Source organism: Falsiphaeobacter marinintestinus (genome assembly GCF_007923355.1).
GTDB lineage: Bacteria > Pseudomonadota > Alphaproteobacteria > Rhodobacterales > Rhodobacteraceae > Phaeobacter_A > Phaeobacter_A marinintestinus.
Window position 1 is genome coordinate 293,863 of the sequence record NZ_VOGO01000003.1, and the last position, 21,187, is coordinate 315,049.

22 protein-coding genes are annotated in these 21,187 nt (G+C 58.6%); 11 read left to right on the top strand and 11 right to left on the bottom strand.

Features of this window, described 5'->3' with window-relative positions:
* Positions 1-6: 6 nt before the first annotated feature.
* From pstB to FOY56_RS08670, 9 genes are all read right to left on the bottom strand, one after another.
* Positions 7-804, bottom strand: coding sequence for a phosphate ABC transporter ATP-binding protein PstB (gene pstB / locus FOY56_RS08630; protein WP_146345434.1), 798 nt, complete (start codon positions 802-804; stop codon positions 7-9).
* 15 nt (positions 805-819) lie between these two features.
* Entirely contained in the window at positions 820-2,175 is a 1,356-nt protein-coding gene (gene pstA / locus FOY56_RS08635; protein WP_146345435.1) for a phosphate ABC transporter permease PstA, read from the bottom strand.
* Positions 2,172-3,650 carry a phosphate ABC transporter permease subunit PstC gene (gene pstC, locus FOY56_RS08640; protein ID WP_146345436.1) on the bottom strand — a complete coding sequence of 493 codons (1,479 nt, stop codon included), beginning with the start codon at positions 3,648-3,650 and terminating at the stop codon, positions 2,172-2,174. The genes pstA and pstC overlap by 4 nt, the downstream gene beginning before the upstream one ends.
* 88 nt (positions 3,651-3,738) lie before the next feature.
* Positions 3,739-4,794, bottom strand: a complete 1,056-nt coding sequence (locus tag FOY56_RS08645) for a substrate-binding domain-containing protein (RefSeq protein WP_146345437.1) — start codon at positions 4,792-4,794, stop codon at positions 3,739-3,741.
* Positions 4,795-4,986: 192 nt separating this feature from the next.
* Positions 4,987-6,048 (bottom strand): sensor histidine kinase, encoded by a 1,062-nt coding sequence (locus FOY56_RS08650; protein WP_146345438.1) that lies wholly within the window; start codon positions 6,046-6,048, stop codon positions 4,987-4,989.
* A gap of 55 nt (positions 6,049-6,103) precedes the next feature.
* Complete coding sequence (locus tag FOY56_RS08655) at positions 6,104-7,291, bottom strand: trans-sulfuration enzyme family protein (protein WP_146345439.1); 1,188 nt, start codon at positions 7,289-7,291, stop codon at positions 6,104-6,106.
* A gap of 4 nt (positions 7,292-7,295) precedes the next feature.
* Entirely contained in the window at positions 7,296-7,817 is a 522-nt protein-coding gene (locus FOY56_RS08660; protein ID WP_146345440.1) for a gamma carbonic anhydrase family protein, read from the bottom strand.
* Positions 7,814-8,461, bottom strand: coding sequence for a guanylate kinase (gene gmk / locus FOY56_RS08665; protein ID WP_146345441.1), 648 nt, complete (start codon positions 8,459-8,461; stop codon positions 7,814-7,816). Before gmk ends, FOY56_RS08660 begins: the two co-directional genes overlap by 4 nt.
* A gap of 14 nt (positions 8,462-8,475) precedes the next feature.
* On the bottom strand, positions 8,476-9,366 hold the full coding sequence (locus tag FOY56_RS08670) for a YicC/YloC family endoribonuclease (RefSeq protein ID WP_146345442.1): 891 nt from the start codon (positions 9,364-9,366) through the stop codon (positions 8,476-8,478).
* 290 nt (positions 9,367-9,656) lie between these two features.
* On the opposite strand from FOY56_RS08670, the gene FOY56_RS08675 reads away from it, so the two are divergent.
* On the top strand, positions 9,657-10,277 hold the full coding sequence (locus FOY56_RS08675) for a PAS domain-containing protein (RefSeq protein ID WP_246139445.1): 621 nt from the start codon (positions 9,657-9,659) through the stop codon (positions 10,275-10,277).
* Positions 10,278-10,328: 51 nt separating this feature from the next.
* On the opposite strand, the gene FOY56_RS08680 is transcribed toward FOY56_RS08675, so the two are convergent.
* Entirely contained in the window at positions 10,329-11,699 is a 1,371-nt protein-coding gene (locus tag FOY56_RS08680) for a class II 3-deoxy-7-phosphoheptulonate synthase (RefSeq protein ID WP_146345443.1), read from the bottom strand.
* 188 nt (positions 11,700-11,887) lie between these two features.
* Between FOY56_RS08680 and FOY56_RS08685 the strand changes: the two genes are divergently transcribed.
* Positions 11,888-12,892, top strand: coding sequence for a GlxA family transcriptional regulator (locus FOY56_RS08685; RefSeq protein ID WP_186766281.1), 1,005 nt, complete (start codon positions 11,888-11,890; stop codon positions 12,890-12,892).
* On the opposite strand, the gene FOY56_RS08690 is transcribed toward FOY56_RS08685, so the two are convergent.
* Complete coding sequence (locus tag FOY56_RS08690; protein ID WP_146345444.1) at positions 12,893-13,990, bottom strand: PQQ-dependent sugar dehydrogenase; 1,098 nt, start codon at positions 13,988-13,990, stop codon at positions 12,893-12,895.
* A gap of 179 nt (positions 13,991-14,169) precedes the next feature.
* On the opposite strand from FOY56_RS08690, the gene FOY56_RS08695 reads away from it, so the two are divergent.
* The 9 genes from FOY56_RS08695 (at position 14,170) to FOY56_RS08735 (ending at position 21,132) form a co-directional block, all read left to right on the top strand.
* The gene (locus FOY56_RS08695; protein ID WP_146345445.1) at positions 14,170-15,351 is read left to right on the top strand and encodes an ABC transporter substrate-binding protein; all 1,182 of its coding nucleotides are present in this window, start codon (positions 14,170-14,172) and stop codon (positions 15,349-15,351) included.
* 115 nt (positions 15,352-15,466) lie between these two features.
* On the top strand, positions 15,467-16,249 hold the full coding sequence (locus FOY56_RS08700) for an ABC transporter ATP-binding protein (RefSeq protein WP_146345446.1): 783 nt from the start codon (positions 15,467-15,469) through the stop codon (positions 16,247-16,249).
* 80 nt (positions 16,250-16,329) lie between these two features.
* Positions 16,330-16,557: a hypothetical protein gene (locus tag FOY56_RS08705; protein WP_146345447.1), complete on the top strand. Its 228-nt coding sequence runs from the start codon at positions 16,330-16,332 to the stop codon at positions 16,555-16,557.
* Positions 16,558-16,595: 38 nt separating this feature from the next.
* Entirely contained in the window at positions 16,596-17,417 is an 822-nt protein-coding gene (locus FOY56_RS08710; protein ID WP_186766282.1) for an ABC transporter ATP-binding protein, read from the top strand.
* 2 nt (positions 17,418-17,419) lie between these two features.
* Positions 17,420-17,821: a hypothetical protein gene (locus FOY56_RS08715; protein WP_146345448.1), complete on the top strand. Its 402-nt coding sequence runs from the start codon at positions 17,420-17,422 to the stop codon at positions 17,819-17,821.
* Positions 17,822-17,823: 2 nt separating this feature from the next.
* Positions 17,824-18,201 (top strand): hypothetical protein, encoded by a 378-nt coding sequence (locus FOY56_RS08720; protein WP_186766283.1) that lies wholly within the window; start codon positions 17,824-17,826, stop codon positions 18,199-18,201.
* Between the two features lie 206 nt (positions 18,202-18,407).
* Positions 18,408-18,824 carry a hypothetical protein gene (locus tag FOY56_RS08725; RefSeq protein WP_146345450.1) on the top strand — a complete coding sequence of 139 codons (417 nt, stop codon included), beginning with the start codon at positions 18,408-18,410 and terminating at the stop codon, positions 18,822-18,824.
* Positions 18,824-19,834: a branched-chain amino acid ABC transporter permease gene (locus FOY56_RS08730; protein ID WP_146345451.1), complete on the top strand. Its 1,011-nt coding sequence runs from the start codon at positions 18,824-18,826 to the stop codon at positions 19,832-19,834. Before FOY56_RS08725 ends, FOY56_RS08730 begins: the two co-directional genes overlap by 1 nt.
* Positions 19,831-21,132, top strand: coding sequence for a branched-chain amino acid ABC transporter permease (locus FOY56_RS08735; protein ID WP_146345452.1), 1,302 nt, complete (start codon positions 19,831-19,833; stop codon positions 21,130-21,132). The genes FOY56_RS08730 and FOY56_RS08735 overlap by 4 nt, the downstream gene beginning before the upstream one ends.
* Positions 21,133-21,187 lie beyond the last annotated feature (55 nt).

Sequence of the window (21,187 nt, forward strand, 5' to 3'; positions counted from 1 at the left end):
CTCAGATCACCCGATCCGGCCGGTGATATAGCTTTCGGTGCGCGGATCTTCGGGGTTGGTAAAGATCTGGCCGGTCTCGCCGAACTCAACAAGGTTGCCCAAGTGAAAAAACGCCGTTTTCTGACTGACCCGAGCGGCCTGCTGCATCGAGTGGGTCACAATGACCACTGAATAGCTTTGACGCAACTCGTCGATCAGTTCTTCGACCTGCGCCGTCGCGATGGGGTCGAGCGCGGAACAGGGTTCGTCCATCAGCAAGACTTCGGGTTCTGTCGCGATGGCGCGCGCAATACACAGACGCTGTTGCTGCCCCCCCGACAACCCCGTGCCGGGCGCGTCCAGACGATCTTTGACCTCGTCCCAGATGGCACCCCGGCGCAATGATTTTTCCACGATCTCGTCCAGCTCGGCCTTATTTCTGGCCAGACCGTGGATCCGGGGGCCATAGGCGATGTTGTCATAGATCGATTTCGGGAACGGGTTGGGTTTCTGAAACACCATGCCGACCTTGGCGCGCAGCTGCACCGGGTCGACCTTGGGGTCATAGATGTCTTCACCGTCCAGAGTGATCTGACCTTCGACCCGGCAGATATCGATCGTGTCGTTCATCCGGTTTAAGCAGCGCAGGAACGTGGATTTCCCGCAGCCTGACGGGCCGATAAACGCCGTGACTGTGTTGCTTTCGATGTCCACATCCACGTCTTTGATGGCGTGGGTATCGCCATAGTAAACCTGAACTGCGCGAGCGGAAATTTTGATGTTCCGGGTATCCACGTTTTTCCCCACAAGAGTCATATCGTTCATTTTCAGCCCCCCGCTCTACCAGCGGCGTTCGAAGCGACGGCGCAGGATGACCGCAACCGTGTTCATGGTGATCAGGAATACCAAAAGGATGATGATACCACCCCAGGCGCGTTCATAAAATGCCGGGTCGGCCCGCTTGGCCCATTCATAGATCTGGGCCGGCATGGCCGAGTTTGGCGACATCAACCCAGCGGCGATGCTGTCGGGCGGGTTCGACGCGATAAAGCCGACCATGCCGATCAGCAACAGCGGCGCGGTTTCCCCCAACGCCTGCGCCAACCCGATGATGGTTCCCGTCAGAATTCCCGGCGCGGCCAGGGGCAGCACGTGATGGAACACGGCCTGCATCTTGGACGCCCCGACCCCAAGAGCCGCATCGCGGATCGACGGCGGAACCGACTTCAGCGACGCACGGGTCGAAATGATGATGGTCGGTAAAGTCATCAGCGTCAGCACCAGACCGCCAACCAGCGGTGCTGACATCGGCAGGTGCATATAGTTGATGAACACAGACAGGCCCAGAATACCGAACACGATCGACGGAACCGCGGCAAGGTTCGAGATATTGACCTCGATCACGTCGGTGATCCAGTTTTTCGGGGCGAATTCCTCAAGATAGATCGACGCGGCTACACCGATTGGCAGGGCCAGGGCCAGAACAACCAGCATCATGAACAGAGACCCGACCATCGACACGCCCATCCCGGCCGCTTCGGGCCGTTGGTCGGATGCGTCCGATCCAAGGATGAAGTCCAGGTTGACCCTTTTCTTGATGGCACCGGCTGCGACCAGTTGATCGACCAGATCCAGTTGCGTCACCGAGATGCTTTTGTCGTTGGCAATCGAGTCACGGGTCACGCGGCCCTTCATGTATCCATCAACCCGGCTGTTGGTCAGGAACTTAAACGTAACGGTCTTGCCGATCTCATCGGGGTTCTTGATCACATAATTCCGCATCTGGGCGGCTGCGCCTTTGGACAACAGCTTGCCCATCTTCTTGGGGCTCAGATCGGTTTCTATCCCGTCTTTGGCCACCAGCGTCTCAAAGGCGTTGGCCAGCAGCGGCGCATATCCAAAGGTCGATACCTTCTTGATATCGGCGATATCGCGATTGCCTTTCTTGTCCAGCTTGGCCTCCAGAAGCTCAACATCCAGCGTCATGAAGGTTTGCTGAAAAGCCCCCATACCGGCGCCGAAAATGTTGACGACAAGAATAACCAGCATGATCAGACCGCTGGCAATGGCCGCCATTCCGTACATCCGGAACCGGCGCTCGGCGGCGTTGCGGCGTTTGGTGCGCGGTGTCAGCTCCAGCAGGGATGCGCCGTGCTTGCTGTGCGGGGTTGCGTTTGTGTCGGGCGTATCGGTCATTCGTACTGCTCCCGGTACTTACGGACGATGTAGAGGGCGAAGATGTTCAGCCCAAGTGTCAGAACGAAAAGGGTCAGCCCCAAGGCAAACGCCACAAGTGTTTCAGGGCTGGCAAAGTCGGTGTCGCCGGTCAGCTGGCTGACGATCCGGGTTGTAATGGTCGTCATTGCCTCAAGCGGATTGCCCGAGAATTTTGCAATGGCACCGGCCCCCATGACCACGATCATCGTTTCGCCAATGGCGCGCGAGGCGGCCAACAGGATGGCGCCAACGATGCCGGGCAGGGCTGCCGGAAGGACAACCTGACGAACCGTTTCAGATTTTGTTGCGCCAAGACCCAGCGAGCCATCGCGCATCGTTTGTGGCACGGCGTTGATGATGTCATCGCTTAGCGAGCTGACAAACGGGATCAACATGACCCCCATCACCAGCCCCGCAGTCAGAACCGACGTCGCGCCCGACATCCACTCAACACCCAGCAACCCGTCTTCGCCGCGCCCAAAGACCTTGACCAGGGCGGGGCCAACAGTCAGCAAGGCGAACAGGCCGTAGACGATGGTCGGAATACCGGCGAGGATTTCCAGCAGCGGTTTGGCGAAAGATCGCACCGTGTACGACGCATATTCCGACAGATAGATGGCGGCGAACAAGCCGATTGGCACAGCCACCAGCAAAGCCACCACCGAGATATAAAGCGTGCCCCATAACAGCGGCAGGATCGACAGCTCGCTGTCCCCGCGAAAGTTCGGCGCCCATGTGCTGCCAAAGAAGAAATCTTTCCACGAGTGCAGGCTGAAAAAATTCATCGTTTCAAACAACATCGACAGGACAATGCCGACCGTTGTCAGGATCGCAATCGAGGCCGCCAGCAACAGCAACAGCAGAATGCCCCGCTCAACCGTGTTGCGCGCCCGGAAATCCTTGTCGGTTTTCAGATAGGCCAGCGCCAGCCCCGCAATCGCCAGCACCGCAACCACGATTGACATCCAGACTGCGCCGGTCTGGCTCATCCGGCGGTACCGCTGTGCCGCACTCAGAACTTCGGACCGCACCTCGGACCCAAGTGCAACGCCGACCTCACCAAGACGCGCCCGCACATCGGTGTCGTCGGTGCTGATCGTGTTGACCTCGTCCCGGGTCATGGCCCCTTGGGCGATCGCGGTATCCAGTCCTTCGGCAACGCGGCGCACATCGCTCATTACCAAGCCGCGGGTGGTTGCTTCGGGGATCAGGTCATCCGGGATCATCCCCGACACGGTGCTTTCAATGATCATGGGTTGTGCAAACAGCCAAATCACCAACACACCCAACGCGGGAACAAGTGACGTCAGAGCAACGTTGAGGCCATAATATGAAGGGAGAGAGTGAAGCTGTCGTGCATCTCCACCAGCAGCTTGCAGAGCGCGCTGACGCCCCAGAAAAAAGCCTGCGGCGGACAGCGCGAACAAGGCAACAACAAGCCAGAAAGTCGGCATCTGCAGCTCCAATAGCGTCGGGCAGAAGGAAGGGAAAGCGGATCAGGAATAAGGTGGCCGGGACAAAGACTGTCCCGGCCAAAGCGGCTTACATGCTGCCGCCCATTACCTTTTCGTCAGCCACAGCGGCCTGCGTGTCGGCCAGGTCCGGATCGGCAACCAGACCATATTCGGACAGCGGGCCGTCGGGGCCGGCGATCTCGTCAGCGACGAAAAACTCAGCATAGTCTTTCAGGCCGGGGATCACACCGATGTGGGCTTTCTTCACGTAGAAGTACAGCGGGCGCGACACCGGGTATTCGCCAGTTGCGATTGACTCGGTCGAGGGAACGACACCGGACATGGTTGCAACCTGCAGCTTGTCGGTGTTGTTTTCGTAGAACGCCAGACCAAAGACGCCGATACCGTCCTTGTTGCTTTCGATGCGGGCCAGAGTCTCGGTATAGTCGCCATCGATGTCGACAGAACGGCCATCTGTACGCAACGAGATACAGGCTTTCTCGGCGGCCTTCTTCTTGGCCTTGTCGCTATCCCCTTCGGCCGCAACCAGCAGGTGCTCAAACGCGCCAGTGGCTTCGCACCCTGCCAGGATCACCTTGTCTTCGAACACTTCACGCGTGCCGTGCTTGGTGCCCGGGACGAAGGCCTGAATATCTTGCGCCGGGAAGTGCGGGTTTACCTGATCCCATGTCTTGAACGTGTTCTCGACCAATTTTCCGTCAACCAGAACTTTGTCGGACAGGGCTAGGAACCAGTCGGTCGGCGTAAACTCGAACGAGTTGCCTTTGATGTCGGACGCGAACACAATGCCATCATACCCGATGCGAACTTCGATGATGTCGGTGACACCATTGTCCGCACAGGCTGCGATTTCATTGTCTTTGATTTTGCGCGACGCGTTTGCGATGTCGATGGTGTTTTCACCAACACCTTCGCAGAACCGCTTCAGGCCAGCTGACGACCCGCCGGATTCAACAACCGGGGTCGGAAAGTCGAAGTTTTCGCCAAAGGCTTCTGCCACGATCGAGGCATAGGGCAGAACGGTCGATGAACCGGCAACTTGCACCTGATCACGGGCGGCGGCTGCGGTGGCCGACACGGCGGCAATGGCCAGCGCGGAAGAGGTCAGTTTCACAAAGGACATGTCTGTCTCCTTGGTATAGGTAGAGGTTGTGATCATCCCCATGATGATCTCACGCCCCTCCTATTGTGTGGGCATGTGCCTTTTGTGACAGTCATGTAACAGCTGTATGACAACGACCCTCTATTTTCTGACAACCCGTTTTGCGTCTGCAGCATAGCTTGCAGAAATCATTGGTCAGAAGCCGTCAGTGCATCAGTTTTGTTCGGTTTTGCGCGGCAAAATCACCGTAAATACAGATCCTTGACCCAGATTGCTTTCGACACGCAGCCGTCCGCGATGCCGATTGATAATATGTTTCACAATGGCAAGGCCCAGACCCGTCCCGCCCAACTCTCGCGACCGGTGACTGTCGGCGCGATAGAATCGCTCGGTCAGACGCGGCAAATGGATGGGGTCGATTCCCGCCCCCTGATCGATCACCTGAATGCGCGCACCTGGGGCCCTCAGGGCCGGTTCGCGGTCAGATATCGACAGCACCACATCGACCCGTCCACCAGCCCCGCCATATTTGATCGCGTTCTCGATCAGATTGGTACAGACCTGTTGCAACTGGTCCGGATCGCCGGTGACAATCACAGGGTCGTCCGGCGCGGTCATATGCAAGGTGACACCGGCCTCGTCAGCCAGCGGGCGCATTGATCGCAGGGTCGACTCAATCTGTTGCGTCAGGTTGACGTCTTCACTAGGACGCACCCGCTCTTCGCTTTCGACCCGGTTCAAAGAAATCAGATCGCCCACCAGACGGTTCATCCGGTTGGCTTCACCATCCATGATGCTCAGAAAACGGTCCCGGGCATCGGCATCGTCGCGGGCGGCCCCGCGCAGGGTTTCGATGAACCCCATCAACGCTGTCAGCGGCGTGCGCAACTCGTGGCTGACGTTGGCGACGAAATCGCGGCGCATCTGTTCTGCCTGCCCCAGGTGCGACACGTCCAGAAACGACACCAGCACGGCGCCGCCCTTGACTGCACCAATCCCGTTCACATAGCGGAATGTGACGCGAAACGTGGTGTCCTGCGCCCCGTCATTGGCCAGATGCTGCGCCTCGCGCGGGCGTTTGTCGCGCAGGATGGTTTCAATCGCGTCGGTTACGGGGGGCTGGCGCAGAATGGTCGCGAAATGGCGGCCGACAATCTGCTGCCCCAGCAAGGTCAGTGCCTCGGGGTTTGCCCCGATGATCCGTTCTGACTGGTCAACAAGCAGCGCCGGCAACGGCATAGCGCAAAGGAATTCATCAATAAGGGCGTCAGGCATCAGGATACGACTCGCGTCAAGACAGGTTGGGGGCCAGTTTGCCCTCTGATTGTAACTATGATGCGGCGACAGCGTCCTCGATGGCCCGCGTAAAGACCGCTTTCAGATCTTCGGGCGACTCCAACCCGACGGACACCCGGAAGAACCCTTCACTCAGCCCAACTGCAGCCCGCTCTTCAGGCGTCATGGCCCGATGCGACGATGACGCAGGATGCGACAGGGTCGTGCCCACGTCGCCAAGAGTCGGCGCAAAACTTAGCCCCTCGGCCCCACGAGTGAACGCATTGGCCATGGCGCGGCCACCGTCCAGCTCAAAACTGACCATATTGCAGCCCTGCCCGTTCAACAGCGCCTCTGCGCGGTCCCGATCCGGGTGATCATCGCGCATCGGATAGATCACGCGTTTCACGCCCGGCAATCCTGCAAGGTGGTCAGCCAGATCAGCCGCCGTGCTTTGCGCACGGTCAAAACGCAGATCGAAACTCAGCATGCCACGTTCGGCCAGCCAGCAATCAAACGGGCTGGGCGTCATGCCCGTTGTCACGCAGAAGATCCGCATCCGATCCGTGAGCTCCAGATCACGCGCCACGACATAACCCAGCATGACATCCGAATGCCCTGCCAGCAGTTTTGTGATCGAATGGATCACAATGTCAGCACCATGATCGAAAGGTTTGAACCCGCGCGGCGTGGTGAACGTATTGTCCACAGCCAGCAGGATACCCTTTTCCTTGCAAAGCGCCGCAAGCCCGTCGATGTCAGCGATGGCGAGGGTCGGGTTTGACACGACCTCGACCAGAATGATCCTGGTTTCGGGTCGGATCGCGGCCCGCATCGCCACTATATCGCCCGGATCGACCATCGAAGTTGCGACGCCCAAACGCGGCAGGTCTTCTTTCATCATCCGCAGCGAGCGGCCATACAGCTGGTTGCCACCAATCACGTGGTCGCCGGTCTTCAAAAGCCCCAACAGCACCGCCGAGACCGCCGCCATGCCAGATCCGGTCACCACACCGCCCTGCCCGCCTTCCATCGCATCAAGCCGCGCAGCCACAACATCCGCATTGGGATGGCCTTCACGTGAGTAGGTATACCCGTGTACCCGGCCTTCGTACTGGTCATCCAACGCATCCGGCGTGTCCGAGGCATAGACCACTGACGGGCTGAGCGGCGTCACAACCGGTCGACTGGCGCTGTCAGGCAGCGGAACTGGGCGGATCAGCGACCCTTTGGTGTTCTTCATGATGTCAGACTTCTTTCATCTCGTCGCGAAAGCGGCGCATGTTGTCCTGATAATGCAACGCACCCATTGTGATGCGCTGGGCGTTCTTTTCATCAACCTCGCGCACAACCTTGCCCGGCACGCCCATGACCAGCGAGTTGTCCGGGATCACCTTGTTTTCGGTGACCAAAGCTCCGGCACCGATCAGGCAGTTCTTGCCGATTTTGGCCCCGTTCAGGATCATGGCCCCCATGCCCACAAGCGTGTTGTCGCCAATGGTGCAGCCATGCAGCATGACCTTGTGACCGATGGTGCAGTTCTTGCCAATCACCAGTGGGAATCCCGCATCAATGTGCATCACGCAGTTTTCCTGCACGTTCGATCCATCGCCGATGCGAATCTCTTCGTGATCAGCACGGATTGTGCAGCCGAACCAGACCGAGGATCCGGCCTCCATCACCACTTTGCCGATCAGGTTGGCGTCGGGCGCAACCCAGGTGTCTTCGTGAATCTGCGGGGCGTGGTCGCCAAGGGCGTAAATGGTCATGACATTTCCTCGAATTCGGATTGCAGCATGCGCACATGGTGCTGCAGTCCCGGTTGCTGTTCGCGTCGCAACCGTTCTGCTGCGATCATGGTTTTCAGGTGCGCCTCGGTTTCGTCCAGATCTTCGTTGATCAGAACATAGTCATAGGCCCCCCAGTGGCTGATTTCATCCCAGCTTTTCAGCATCCGCTTGGCGATCACCTCTTCGCTGTCCTGCCCGCGCGAAATCAGGCGGCGGCGCAGTTCGGTAATAGATGGCGGCAGGATAAAAATCGACAGCGCGTGCTTGCCCAGATCCGAATTGCGGATTTGTTGTTCGCCCTGCCAGTCAACGTCAAACAGAACGTCCTGCCCGTCTTCGATGGTTTCTTTGACCGGTCCTGCGGGTGAGCCATAGAAATTGCCAAAGACATGCGCGTGTTCCAGCATTTCGCCATTGGTGACCTGCCGTCTGAATTCATCCTCGGAAAGGAAGTAATAATCCTCGCCATCCACCTCGCCCGGGCGCGGCGCGCGCGTGGTGGCCGAGACCGAGAATTTCAGGCCCTTGTCCCACTGCATCAACCGCCGCGCGAGGGTTGATTTGCCGGCCCCCGATGGGGATGACAGAATGATCAAAAGTCCGCGCCGCTGAGCCTGTTTCATGGGTCTTGTCCTTGTTATTCGACGTTCTGAACCTGTTCGCGCATCTGGTCGATGACAGCTTTCAGATCCAACCCAACTGCAGTCAGGTCCGCATTCTGGGCTTTTGAACAGAGCGTGTTGGCCTCGCGGTTGAACTCTTGCATCAGGAAATCCAGCTTGCGGCCAACGGCACCATCCTGGCCAAGCAAATCGCCAGCTGCCCTGACGTGTGCGCCAAGCCGGTCGATTTCTTCAGTGACGTCTGCCTTGACCGCAAGCAAGGCCAGCTCTTGCGCCACACGGTCCGGGTCGGCCCCGTCCGTATTGCTCAAAACCCGGTTCAGGTTGGTTTTCAATGTGTCGGCCACCGCCTGTTTGCGGAGCTCAGCCAATGCGGCGGCCTGTTCGGTCAGCTCTGCCACGTGGTCCAACTGACCTTGCAAAACAGTCGCCAAGGCGGCCCCTTCTGTCTCGCGCATTTGCAGGAATGCTTGCACAAGCGGCGCGAACTCGGCCTTGATCTGTGCAATCAGCGCCGAGTTATCGTCCTCGGTGGCAGCCGCATCCATCATGCCGCGCACCGCCAACAGATCCGACGCCTTGGCCGGTGCCAGCGACAAGCCCCGCGCCATCGCCTCGGCTTCGATTTGCAGCAATGCGTCGATGGTCGATGAAAGGACGCTTGGATTCAAAGCCGTCGTGGCCGCGTCATCCTCACGTGTCAGCCGCAGCGACAGGGTGATATTGCCGCGCGTAACAGCTTTGGCCAGATCCGCGCGCAACGCGGTCTCAAGCCCTTCCAGCCATTCGGGCACGCGCAAGCGCAGATCCAGCCCCTTGGCATTGACGCTGCGCAACTCCCAGCTCCATGAAAACGGCGGGTGCGATCCCTTGGCCGCAGCAAAGCCGGTCATAGATCTGATCATCGCGTTATCCTTGTGCCCTTGGTCCGGTTCAGCGGCACCTAAAGCCATAGAGCACGACAGGGCAACCCCTGCGGCGACGCCTGATAGGTTAACCAAGTGCTAAAGTATTGCTCCAAATTGACGCCAAATCGTGTCAAATTAACTTTTGAGTAACCTTTGTGAAGCTAGTCCTAAGAATTGAGCAGCTTAAGTGACCTCATCTTGGAACCGGCTGGGGAAGCGAAAATCAAGGACCAAAATCAATGCGATATTTGTCCCGTGTTCAAAATGATAATGAGTCAGGTAATCCAATGGATAAGGTAATTGCAATGGATCGGTTTCGCAGTGGGAAAAGCCTTTCACCACTTCGCCAGGCCGAAGCGTATTGGGCGGCCCTGTGCGACGCCCCCCTTGTTCCGAAGCGGTCTCAGATTGACCCGCGCGGGTTGGAAAACGTTCTGCAGTATACCTTTGTGCTTGAACGTATCGCCCCCGGTATCGCGCGGTTCCGTCTGGCTGGCCAGCATTTGCACGGTCTGGCAGGCATGGAAGTGCGTGGCATGCCACTCTCAGCTTTTTTTGTGGCAGCATCACGGGCCGAAATCGGAGCCGTGCTTGAGGATGTTTTTGATGAACCGTCGATTGCCGAGCTTACCCTGACTGGCGAACATGACAATTTCCGTCGAAACAATGAAGCGCGGATGATCCTTTTACCTTTGCGCAGCGATTGCGGTCAGGTGGACAGGGCACTGGGCGTTCTGGTGGCTGATGATGACTTTTCGGATCAGCCGTCCCGATTCCGAATTGCACAATCCGCGTTTCGCGGGATCCGGGGCAATGCCCCCGCGCCGCAGCAGCACGAGACCGCCGGGTTTGCAGACAGTCAGGCGCCATTCCAGGACAGCGCACCGCGCTTGCGTCTGATAAAATGAAAAAGGCCCGCGTCACAGCGCGGGCCTTGGTCTGAAAAGATAGCGATCAGCTTAACCGACGGCACGCTTTGGATCAGGGCTGCGCATCTGCGACAGCTCTTCTGCCACCAGGAAAGCCAGTTCCAGCGACTGGCTGGCGTTCAGACGTGGATCGCAAGCCGTGTGATAGCGGGCGGACAGATCTTCGTCGCTCAGCGCATGCAGACCACCAGTGCATTCGGTGACGTCCTGCCCCGTCATCTCGAAATGCACACCGCCCGGGATGGTGCCTTCGGATTTGTGGATCGCAAAGAAATCCTGAACTTCGCCAAGGATGTTGTTGAAGAACCGGGTCTTGTAGCCCGAATTCGCTTTCACCGTGTTGCCGTGCATCGGATCACAGACCCAAACCACGTTTGCGCCTTCTGCCTTGACCGTCTTGATCAGGCGCGGCAGGTGCTCGCCTGCCTTGTCATTGCCGAACCGGGCAATCAGGGTCAGACGACCCTCTTCGTTGTCCGGATTCAGTTTTGCCATCAGGCGCTTCAGATCATCCGCTTCCATCGACGGGCCGCATTTCAGGCCAATCGGGTTCAGAACGCCGCTGCAGAATTCGACATGTGCGCCGTCTGGCTGACGGGTACGATCGCCGATCCAGATCATGTGACCAGACCCGGCCAGCCAGTTGCCCGATGTTGAATCCAGACGCGTCAGCGCCTCTTCATATTCCAGCAACAGGCTTTCGTGGCTGGTGTAGAACTCGACCGACTGCAACGCATGCGCCGCTTCGCTTGTGACACCGGCAGCCTTCATGAAGTCCAGCGTGTCGGTGATGCGGTTGGCCAGTTCGCGGTAACGTTCGGCCTTTTCGCCTTCGGTAAAGCCCAGCGTCCACGAGTGGACCTCGTGGACATCGGCATAGCCGCCGGTTGAAAACGCGCGCAACAGGTTCAGGGTTGCCGCCGCCTGCGTATAGGCCTGCAGCATTTTCGACGGATCCGGAATCCGCGAACCGGGGGTGAAATCAAGCTCGTTGATGATATCGCCGCGATAGCTGGGCAGTTCCACACCATCGACGGTTTCCATCGGCGCGCTGCGTGGCTTGGCGAACTGCCCCGCCATGCGGCCCACTTTGATCACCGGCACCTTGGCGCCATAGGTCAGAACCATGGCCATCTGCAGAATCACTTTGAACGTGTCGCGGATCGCGTCCGCGCTGAACTGATCAAAGCTCTCGGCGCAATCGCCGCCCTGCAGTAAAAATGCTTCGCCGCGCGACGCTGCCGCCAGGTGTTTTTTCAATCGGCGCGCTTCACCGGCAAAAACCAGCGGTGGATACTTTGAAAGCTGCGCCTCAACCGCGTTCAATTCTGCGGTATCGGGATAATCGGGCATCTGGATCCGCGGTTTGGCGCGCCAGTCCGATTTTTTCCAGTCAGTCATTGCTTTCACTCCGCTACGGGGCGACCGGCCCCGTCTGTTCAAGTTGGAGCCTTTCTATACAAAACCGCATCCCACATGACCATATCCGTTTTGCGGCACTTGACGTCGCATACATCGTAGGGCCAATTTGCTTATCGCTACCGGTTTACAAGCCGGCTGGCCAACCAGACAAGAAGAGTGGTTAAACCATGCTCGAACAAACCCGCTTCCGCGACATGGATATTCATGCAGAAAAACCGCGCCGGTTTGTGTTTGTTCTGATGGAAGGTTTCACGCTTCTCAGTTTCGCCTGTGCGCTGGAATGTCTGCGCCACGCCAACCGCGCCGGAACTTCACCATTGTACGAATGGGTGATCTGCAGTGAAGACGGTTTGCCGGTCACCTGTTCAGGCGGCGTGTCGTTCAGTGCCGATATCGGGTATGAAGAGCTTGGTCGCGACGATACGATCCTGTTGTGTGGTGGCATCGACGTTCAGAACGCTACATCAAAGAAATTGCTGAACTGGCTACGACGGGAAGCGCGCCGAGGGGTCACCATGGGCGGCTTGTGCACTGCGTCTTATTCCCTTGCCCTCGCCGGGTTGCTCGATGGCAAAAAGGCGACGATCCATTGGGAAAATCAGGACAGCTTTGCCGAGGAATTCGAAGAGGTTGAGCTGACCAAGTCGGTCTTTGTAATCGACGGCAAACGGCTGACCACCGCTGGCGGCACCTCATCCATCGACCTGATGTTAAAACTGATCGCCAACGATCACGGCGAAGAACTGGCCAACGCGGTTGCCGACCAACAGATCTATTCGTCGATTCGCACCGATCAGGACACTCAGCGTCTGTCCGTGCCTACGCGCATCGGCGTGCGGCATCCCAAGCTCAGCCAGGTGATCCAGATGATGGAGGCCAACATCGAAGAACCGATCAGCCCATCGGTTCTGGCCAAGGATGTCGGCATGTCCACTCGACAGTTGGAGCGCTTGTTCCGCCGCTATCTGAACCGGTCACCCAAGCGGTATTACATGGAGCTGCGCCTGCAAAAGGCGCGCAACCTGCTGATGCAGACGGATATGAGCGTCATCAACGTCGCGCTTGCCTGCGGCTTTGCCTCTCCGTCGCATTTCTCAAAATGCTACCGGTCGCATTATGACACGACTCCGTACCGCGAACGCGGCAGTCAGGCAGCCCGGTTGTCTGTGTGATCATTGGCCGGGCGAGATCTTGTAAACTGCGCCCTGCCCGACCGAAATGAACCAGATTGATCCATCCGGGGCTTCGACGATGTCGCGCACGCGCTCGGTTTCATCGCCCTTCAGTTGCTCGACCTCGCGCACCGACCCAGTGTCAAGGCGACTGATATAGTCGAACTTCAACGATCCCACGAATATGTCGCCGCGCCACGCCGGGAACAGTTTGCCCGAATAAATCATCATGCCGGACGGTGCGATGGAAGGGTCCCAATAATGTGCAGGTTGTTCCATCCCTTGTTTTGCGGTCCCTTCGCCAATCTTTGCGCCCGAGTAATGCCGACCATAAGAAATCACCGGCCAGCCGAAATTCGCGCCTTTTCGGATCAGGTTCAACTCATCCCCGCCTTGAGCGCCATGTTCCACGGCCCACAAACGCCCGCGCCCATCCAGTGCCGCCCCTTGCGGATTGCGATGGCCATAAGACCAGATTTCGGGCCGCGCATCGGGTGTTCCAACAAATGGATTATCGCGTGGCACGCTGCCATCCCGGTTGATCCGGATAATCGTGCCATTGTGGTTCGACAGATCCTGCGCCGATGGGCGATCTCCACGCTCACCAAGGGTCATGAACAAAGTTCCATCGCGCGCTTCGACCACGCGACTGCCGAAGTGCCGCCCGCCGGAACTGCCGCGTGCCGCTTCGAAAATCGTACGAACGTCGTTCAATCTTGTACCATCCGCGCTGAGCCGTCCGACCGCCAAGGCCGTGCCCGCGCCGCTGCCTTGACGGCGGGAATAGGTCAGGAACACCTCGCGACTGGTCGCAAAATCCCTTGGCACCATGACATCCAGCAACCCGCCCTGCCCGCGCGCTGCGACCTTCGGCACCCCAGACACCGACCGCGCTTTGCCACCACTGACCCGCAGCAGCCTGCCGTTCCGTTCGGTCACCAGAAACGATCCGTCCGGCAGGAAATCCAACGCCCAGGGTGTGTCCAGCCCGGTCACGATCTGATCCACCCGAACCGCACCTGCGGACGTGTTCCAAGACCCGGCAAATGCCATGCCAGAAAAAACCAAAGTCGCGACAAAACTCAGAAAAACACGCATGAGGACCCTTTCCTTTCGAACACCAAACTAGAAGCACGCCCAACCTTTTGCCAGTTGTCTCACGACATTGTTCTCCTTGGGTCAACTTGCAGTGGTAGACACTTTCCTTTTCCAATTCGCCGTCCTAGGCTCTCGCCCAGAACATTGCGTTCCAATAAGCCTTATAAGGGAGAATACGAATGAAAAAGCTTATGATGGCCACTGCGGCCACCGCACTGATGGCTGGCACAGCCTTTGCAGAAGACGTCAAGATCGGCGTTATTCTGGGTTTCACCGGCCCGATTGAATCGCTGACGCCGTCGATGGCTGCTGGCGCTGAACTGGCGATGCAAGAAGTCACCGACGGCGGCATGCTGTTGGGCGGCATGAAAGTCATGCCGGTTCGTGCGGACTCGACCTGTGTTGATTCAGGTGCCGCCACAGCCGCCGCCGAACGACTGATTACATCCGATGGCGTGTCCGGCATCATGGGCGCTGACTGTTCTGGTGTGACCGGCGCGATCCTGTCCAACGTTGCGGTGCCGAACGGCGTCGTGATGATTTCACCCTCGGCCACGTCACCGGGCCTGTCGACCGCCGATGACAACGGTCTGTTCTTCCGCACCGCGCCGTCGGATGCCCGTCAGGGTGTCGTGATGACCGAAGTGCTGATGGAAGAAGGTATCAAAGAGGTCGCGCTGACCTATACCAACAATGACTATGGCAAAGGTCTGGCCGACGCATTCCAGCAGGCCTTCGAGGCCGCCGGTGGTTCCGTGACCATTTCGGCCGCCCATGAAGACGGCAAAGCCGACTATTCGGCAGAAGTCGGTGCCTTGGCCGCAGCAGGCGGTGAACGTCTGGTCGTGGCCGGTTATGTCGACCAGGGCGGATCGGGCATCGTGCGCGCGGCGCTGGACTCGGGCGCGTTTGACACGTTCCACTTCCCCGATGGCATGATCAGCGCCAAGCTGGAAGAAAACTTTGGTGACGAGATCGAAGGATCGACAGGTCAGCATCCCGGCACCGACAGCCCGGGCGCGGCCAAGTTCGCTGAGATTGTTGGCGACGCGTTCGATGCAACATCGCCTTTCACTCCAGAAAGCTATGACGCGGCTGCCCTGATCATGCTTGCCATGCAGGCCGCCGGATCGACCGACAGCGGTGACTACAAGGACAAGGTCATGGACGTGGCCAACGCGCCGGGCGAAATGATCTATCCTGGCGAGTTGTCCAAAGCTCTGGAAATCATCAAAGCGGGCGGCGACATCGACTATGTCGGTGCCACGGCTGTTGAGTTGATCGGCCCCGGTGAATCGGCAGGCAACTATCGCCAGATCGTCGTCGATGGCGGCAAGATCACCACTGCGAAGTATCGCTGATCTGACCTGAATACCAGACAGCCCGGGCGCTTGTGTCCGGGCTGTTTCAATGACAAAAGGCCGAAAAATGCGACTCGTTGACAGATTGTCGCACAAAACGGTCAAGGGGGTTGGGATGATCGTCATTGAAGACGTTCACAAGCATTTTGGCGGATTCCACGCTGTGGATGGCGCATCGCTGCAAATTGAACCCGGATCGATCACCGGCCTGATAGGCCCCAATGGGGCTGGAAAAACTACTCTTTTCAATGTGATCGCAGGCGTTCTTGCACCAACCAGCGGACGCGTGACGATGGACGGTGAGGACATCACCGGCCTGCCGCCGCATGAACTGTTTCACAAAGGCCTGCTGCGCACCTTCCAGATCGCGCATGAATTCAGCTCGATGAGTTGCCGCGAGAACCTGATGATGGTGCCCGGCGCGCAATCGGGCGAAGCGCTGTGGAACACATGGTTCGGGCGCAAGCGGATTGCTGATGAAGAACGTGCCCTGCGCGCCAAGGCCGATGAGGTTCTGGAGTTTCTGACCGTCGAGCATCTGGCCGATCACAAGGCCGGGCAAGTGTCTGGCGGGCAAAAGAAACTTCTGGAACTGGGCCGCACCATGATGGTCGACGCCAAGATCGTGTTTCTGGATGAAGTCGGCGCAGGCGTGAACCGCACGCTGCTGAACACCATTGGCGATGCGATCATCCGGCTGAACAAAGAACGCAATTATACCTTCGTGGTCATCGAGCATGACATGGATTTCATCGGTCGCCTGTGCGATCCGGTCATCTGTATGGCCGAAGGCAAAGTGCTGGCCGAAGGCACCTTGGATGAGATCAAGGCTAATGAGCAGGTGATTGAAGCTTATCTGGGTACGGGCTTGAAAAACAAAGAAAAGGTTGGGGCATGAGCCAGCTGGCACCGGCTGGGGGGCCAGCCCCCCAGACCCCCCGGAGTATTTGGAAAGAGAAGACAGGTGCAGGCGCGCGTATGGCTGCCGTTGGGAGTGTTGCCACGCGTGTCGCGATTGGATCTGCGGACGGGTTGACGGCACAGGAACCAAGCGCATTCGAACCGGTTCGGGAGCGTCCGATTTTTGGCGGTGCCACCACGACGACGATCATGATTTCGAACGGTGCGGCGGTGCAGTCCGAGAATGCAATCACCGGGCGCGGCCTGACGCCAATTCGGTGCCTTGGCGAATACATCGCGCCCTAGGAGGTTGATATGAAAAACAAAACCGAACGGAGACGCACATGACCAGCGACCCGTATGGCGACCGTGGCAATAAAGATCGGTCGATCACCGACCCTGATGGCGCGGGCACGCTTGAGGCGCATCCCGGCACTGGACAACCGATGAACACTGACAATGCATTTCTGATCGGCGACACCATGACCGGTGGATATGGTAACGGTCCTGACATTCTGCATGACTGTACGATTGCGGTAAATCAGGGGGAAATTGCTGTGATCGTCGGGCCTAACGGGGCTGGTAAGTCGACGGCAATGAAAGCTGTGTTCGGCATGCTGAATGTCCGTCAGGGCTCGGTCAGGCTGGACGGCGAAGATATCACGGGCCTGTCGCCGCAGGCGCGGGTGATCAAGGGCATGGGGTTTGTGCCGCAGACCCAGAACATTTTCACCACGATGACAGTGGAAGAAAACCTTGAGATGGGCGCGTTTATCCGACGGGATGATTTCGCCGACACCATGGCGCAAGTCTATGATTTGTTTCCGATTCTCAAAGAAAAACGCTATCAGGCCGCGGGTGAATTGTCGGGCGGTCAGCGGCAGCAGGTCGCTGTTGGTCGCGCGTTGATGACCCAACCCAAAGTGCTGATGCTGGATGAACCGACCGCAGGCGTTTCGCCGATTGTGATGGATGAATTGTTTGACCGGATCATCGAAGTGGCCCGCACCGGAATCCCGATCCTGATGGTCGAACAGAACGCGCGACAGGCGTTGGAGATTGCTGACAAGGGCTATGTTCTGGTGCAGGGACGCAATGCGTTTTCCGGGACCGGCAAGGAATTGCTGGCCGATCCCGAAGTGCGCAAATCGTTCCTGGGAGGATGAGTTTGGTCCGTTTTGTACATCCCCGCTCCCGTGGTCTGGCCGTTTTGTACATCGGATTTCTGGGCCTCGGGGCGCCAATTGCGATGGCGGGGGAACCGTATCGCGATGTGACCGGGACCTGCCTTGAGATCGGCGATACCTGCACGCCCGCGACGGGCATTCTGAAGATGCAGGTTCAGCCCTCGGGCAAGGCGCTGGTGACGCTGAATGACACGGCTGCGTTAGAAAGCACGGTTCTGGATCAGAACGGGGTGACTGTTCTGTTCTTTCACGATGAGGCTGACGAACATCAGGTGCGGATTTCGCAGGATGTTACGTTCGACGACCCGATCACCAAGCCCGACCCGGCCGCGCATAACGGCAAGGATCAGGTGCTGTATCGTGGTCAGTGTGTCGAGGGATGAGGATGCGATTTGCATATGTCATACCCATGGTACTGATCCCGGCGCAGGTTCCGGCGGGTGTGCTTGATACTGCGGACGAGTCCCCTGCCCTGCGATGCGAAATCGGACCCGAGCAGGGCCAGGTTCTGCGCCTGTCGCCGGGCGGGCAGATCAAGGGCTGTGATTACACCATGGCGTTCGAGGATGGCGACCGTTTTACATGCCTGCTGCACGAGTCCGACGACATGGCACACCGGTTCAGGGGCACGCATTCCGAAGACGTGCTGCAGATCGGCAAAAACGGCGACCTTGACGGGCTGCTCTATGACTTGGAGCCAACCGACACCGGGCGGCAGACCCGGGTGATGTCGGTGTCCGGACGATGCACGGTGGCGGGATGACGGGTTTATTCTTCACGGCTTTCAGTCTTGCACGAATGGCACTGGGGTGGGGGCGAACCCTGCGTGCCGCACCGTTTCGTGCATGTCATCCGCGTAACCGCCCCCCCCGGCGCGGCAAGGCTTTGCCTTTCGCGGTTTCGCTGGCGTCCCAAGAGGCGGCCAGACGTGGGGCGGGTAAAGCGTCTGCATTGAGGGGCTGGCCGAATTTGGCCTGTCTGGTCGTATCGTGTTTCGCAACCACTGCCCAAGCCTTTGCGCCGGTTGGCGAACCACACGAAGCGAACGTCATTTATGCGTGCCAGCTTGAAGCGGATGCCTTGATTGGAACGCTGGTCATACCCGGTGCAACCAGACAGTTTACTCTTTGGATCACCAAATCGGCACAAGAGAATTTTCCCGAAGGGTATCAGGGCGTATTCCACTGGTGGAACCCTCATACCGATGTTCAATTCAGTGGTTTTTATAAACACCGGGCCGGCTTCGACATTTTTGAAAGCCAGGTCAAAGAGCTGATCGTTGGGCCGGACGGACGGGCGCTTTACCTGGTCGGCTACTCTGACGAACAAGGCGCAACAGTTTACGAGACACTTCGAATGACGTGTCGGAAAGGTGATGCAAGCTAATGGATCTTTTGAACGCCATCGTGGCGCTGTCCAACTTTGTCATTGTCCCTGCTATCGCCTATGGCAGCCAATTGGCTCTGGGTGCGCTGGGGGTGACGCTGATTTACGGGATCCTCAGGTTCTCGAATTTTGCGCACGGTGACACCATGGCGTTTGGCGCGATGATCGCGGTGATGGTGACGTGGTGGTTCCAGTCAATGGGCGTAGGCCTTGGGCCGTTGCCGACCGCCCTGCTGGCCCTGCCCTTTGCCATACTGGGCTGTATGGCGCTGGTGCTGTTGACCGACCGGATCGTGTACAGGTTCTATCGAGACCAAAAGGCCAAACCGGTGATCTTGGTGATCGTTTCGATGGGTGTGATGTTCATCATGAACGGGCTGGTCCGGTTTATCATCGGGCCCAACGACCAGCGCTTTGCGGATGGCGAACGGTTCATTATCTCGGCGCGCGACTTCAAGGCAATGACCGGTCTGAAAGAAGGCCTGGCGATCAAGACATCGCAAGGCATAACGGTGGTTGTCGCAGTGATCGCCGTGGCTTTGCTGTTCTGGTTCCTGAACCGGACCCGCACGGGCAAGTCGATGCGGGCTTATTCGGATAACGAAGATCTGGCGCTGCTGTCGGGCATCAACCCGGAACGCGTGGTGATGTATACTTGGCTGATCGTGGCGGCGCTGGCGACGGTGGCCGGGGTGCTGTACGGGCTGGACAAGTCGTTCAAACCCTTCGTGTATTTCCAGTTGCTGCTGCCGATCTTTGCCTCGGCCATTGTTGGTGGTCTGGGCAATCCGCTGGGCGCGATTGCAGGTGGGTTTGTGATTGCGTTCTCCGAGGTCACGATCACCTATGCGTGGAAGAAGGTGCTGAAATACCTGATGCCGGAAAGCCTGGAACCGTCCGGGTTGGTTCAGCTTTTGAGTACGGACTATAAATTTGCCGTCAGCTTTGTCATCCTGCTGATCGTGCTGCTGTTCAAGCCCACGGGCCTCTTCAAGGGGAAATCGGTATGAACGAGATGCTCAAGAATACGATCCTGTTCGCGATTGTTGCCGGCATGATCGTGGCCACCGGCATGATGCAAAGCTGGAACTCGGCGCTGCTGATCCTGAACATGGGGTTGGTGTCGGCGATCATGGCGATCGGGGTGAACCTGCAATGGGGGTTTGCCGGGTTGTTCAACGTCGGCGTCATGGGCTTTGTGGCGCTGGGTGGGCTTGCGGTCGTTCTGACCTCGATGCCGCCGGTGACCGAGGCCTGGGCGGCGGGTGGTACCCGGGTGGTTCTTGGCCTGATCCTGGGCGCGGCCACGGTTGTGGCGGCTGTCCTTGCCTATGGGCGACTGGCCGGGCGGACGCGGGTCATAGCCATGCTGGTGATCCTTGTCGGCGGGTTCTTCCTGTATCGCGCGGTGTTTGATTCCGGTGTTGCAGCTGTCGAGGCGGTGAACCCGGCCAGTACCGGGTATCTGGGCGGTCTGGGTCTGCCCGTGCTGATGGCCTGGCCTGTCGGCGCGTTGCTGGCCGCCGGCGCCGCCTGGCTGATTGGCAAGACGGCGCTGGGGCTGAGGTCGGATTACCTGGCCATCGCCACGCTGGGCATTGCCGAGATCATCATCGCGGTGATGAAGAACGAGGACTGGCTGGCCCGCGGCGTCAAGAACGTCAATGGCCTGCCCCGTCCGGTCCCGAAAGAGATCGACCTGCAGGGCGATCCGGGCTTTGTCGAATGGGCGGCGTCGTTGGGGCTGGAGCCGGTCACAGCATCGACGCTCTATGTCAAGCTCGGCTATACGGTGCTGTTCGTGATCTGCCTGCTGGTGCTGCTCTGGATGGCGCAGATGGCGTTGAAAAGCCCATGGGGCCGGATGATGCGTGCCATTCGTGACAACGAAGTCGCCGCCGAAGCAATGGGCAAGGATGTCACCCGCCGCCACCTGCAGGTGTTCGTTCTGGGATCGGCCGTATGCGGGTTTGCCGGGGCGATGATGACAACGCTGGACGGACAGTTGACGCCCGGGACCTATCAGCCCTTGCGCTTTACGTTCCTGATCTGGGTGATGGTGATCGTCGGCGGATCAGGCAACAATTTCGGCGCGGTTCTGGGCGGGTTACTGATCTGGCTGCTTTGGGTTCAGGTTGAACCCATTGGGCTATGGCTGATGCAGCTGGTCACGTCCGGCATGGCCGACGACAACTGGCTGCGCCAGCACTTGCTGGACAGCGCGGCACATATGCGGCTGTTCACCATGGGGCTTATCCTGCTGCTGGTTCTGCGGTTCTCGCCGCGTGGGTTGATCCCGGAAAAATAGGGGCTCTGCCCCCGCCGCTGCGCGGCTCCCCCGGGGTGTATGAAACAAGAAAGAA

Bases quoted from the DNA above. Each gene is read 5' to 3' on its own strand.
- pstB (WP_146345434.1), bottom strand. From the start codon at position 804: ATGAACGATATGACTCTTGTGGGGAAAAACGTGGATACCCGGAACATC.
- pstA (WP_146345435.1), bottom strand. From the start codon at position 2,175: ATGACCGATACGCCCGACACAAACGCAACCCCGCACAGCAAGCACGGC.
- pstC (WP_146345436.1), bottom strand. From the start codon at position 3,650: ATGCCGACTTTCTGGCTTGTTGTTGCCTTGTTCGCGCTGTCCGCCGCA.
- FOY56_RS08645 (WP_146345437.1), bottom strand. From the start codon at position 4,794: ATGTCCTTTGTGAAACTGACCTCTTCCGCGCTGGCCATTGCCGCCGTG.
- FOY56_RS08650 (WP_146345438.1), bottom strand. From the start codon at position 6,048: ATGCCTGACGCCCTTATTGATGAATTCCTTTGCGCTATGCCGTTGCCG.
- FOY56_RS08655 (WP_146345439.1), bottom strand. From the start codon at position 7,291: ATGAAGAACACCAAAGGGTCGCTGATCCGCCCAGTTCCGCTGCCTGAC.
- FOY56_RS08660 (WP_146345440.1), bottom strand. From the start codon at position 7,817: ATGACCATTTACGCCCTTGGCGACCACGCCCCGCAGATTCACGAAGAC.
- gmk (WP_146345441.1), bottom strand. From the start codon at position 8,461: ATGAAACAGGCTCAGCGGCGCGGACTTTTGATCATTCTGTCATCCCCA.
- FOY56_RS08670 (WP_146345442.1), bottom strand. From the start codon at position 9,366: ATGATCAGATCTATGACCGGCTTTGCTGCGGCCAAGGGATCGCACCCG.
- FOY56_RS08675 (WP_246139445.1), top strand. From the start codon at position 9,657: ATGGATAAGGTAATTGCAATGGATCGGTTTCGCAGTGGGAAAAGCCTT.
- FOY56_RS08680 (WP_146345443.1), bottom strand. From the start codon at position 11,699: ATGACTGACTGGAAAAAATCGGACTGGCGCGCCAAACCGCGGATCCAG.
- FOY56_RS08685 (WP_186766281.1), top strand. From the start codon at position 11,888: ATGCTCGAACAAACCCGCTTCCGCGACATGGATATTCATGCAGAAAAA.
- FOY56_RS08690 (WP_146345444.1), bottom strand. From the start codon at position 13,990: ATGCGTGTTTTTCTGAGTTTTGTCGCGACTTTGGTTTTTTCTGGCATG.
- FOY56_RS08695 (WP_146345445.1), top strand. From the start codon at position 14,170: ATGAAAAAGCTTATGATGGCCACTGCGGCCACCGCACTGATGGCTGGC.
- FOY56_RS08700 (WP_146345446.1), top strand. From the start codon at position 15,467: ATGATCGTCATTGAAGACGTTCACAAGCATTTTGGCGGATTCCACGCT.
- FOY56_RS08705 (WP_146345447.1), top strand. From the start codon at position 16,330: ATGGCTGCCGTTGGGAGTGTTGCCACGCGTGTCGCGATTGGATCTGCG.
- FOY56_RS08710 (WP_186766282.1), top strand. From the start codon at position 16,596: ATGACCAGCGACCCGTATGGCGACCGTGGCAATAAAGATCGGTCGATC.
- FOY56_RS08720 (WP_186766283.1), top strand. From the start codon at position 17,824: ATGCGATTTGCATATGTCATACCCATGGTACTGATCCCGGCGCAGGTT.
- FOY56_RS08730 (WP_146345451.1), top strand. From the start codon at position 18,824: ATGGATCTTTTGAACGCCATCGTGGCGCTGTCCAACTTTGTCATTGTC.
- FOY56_RS08735 (WP_146345452.1), top strand. From the start codon at position 19,831: ATGAACGAGATGCTCAAGAATACGATCCTGTTCGCGATTGTTGCCGGC.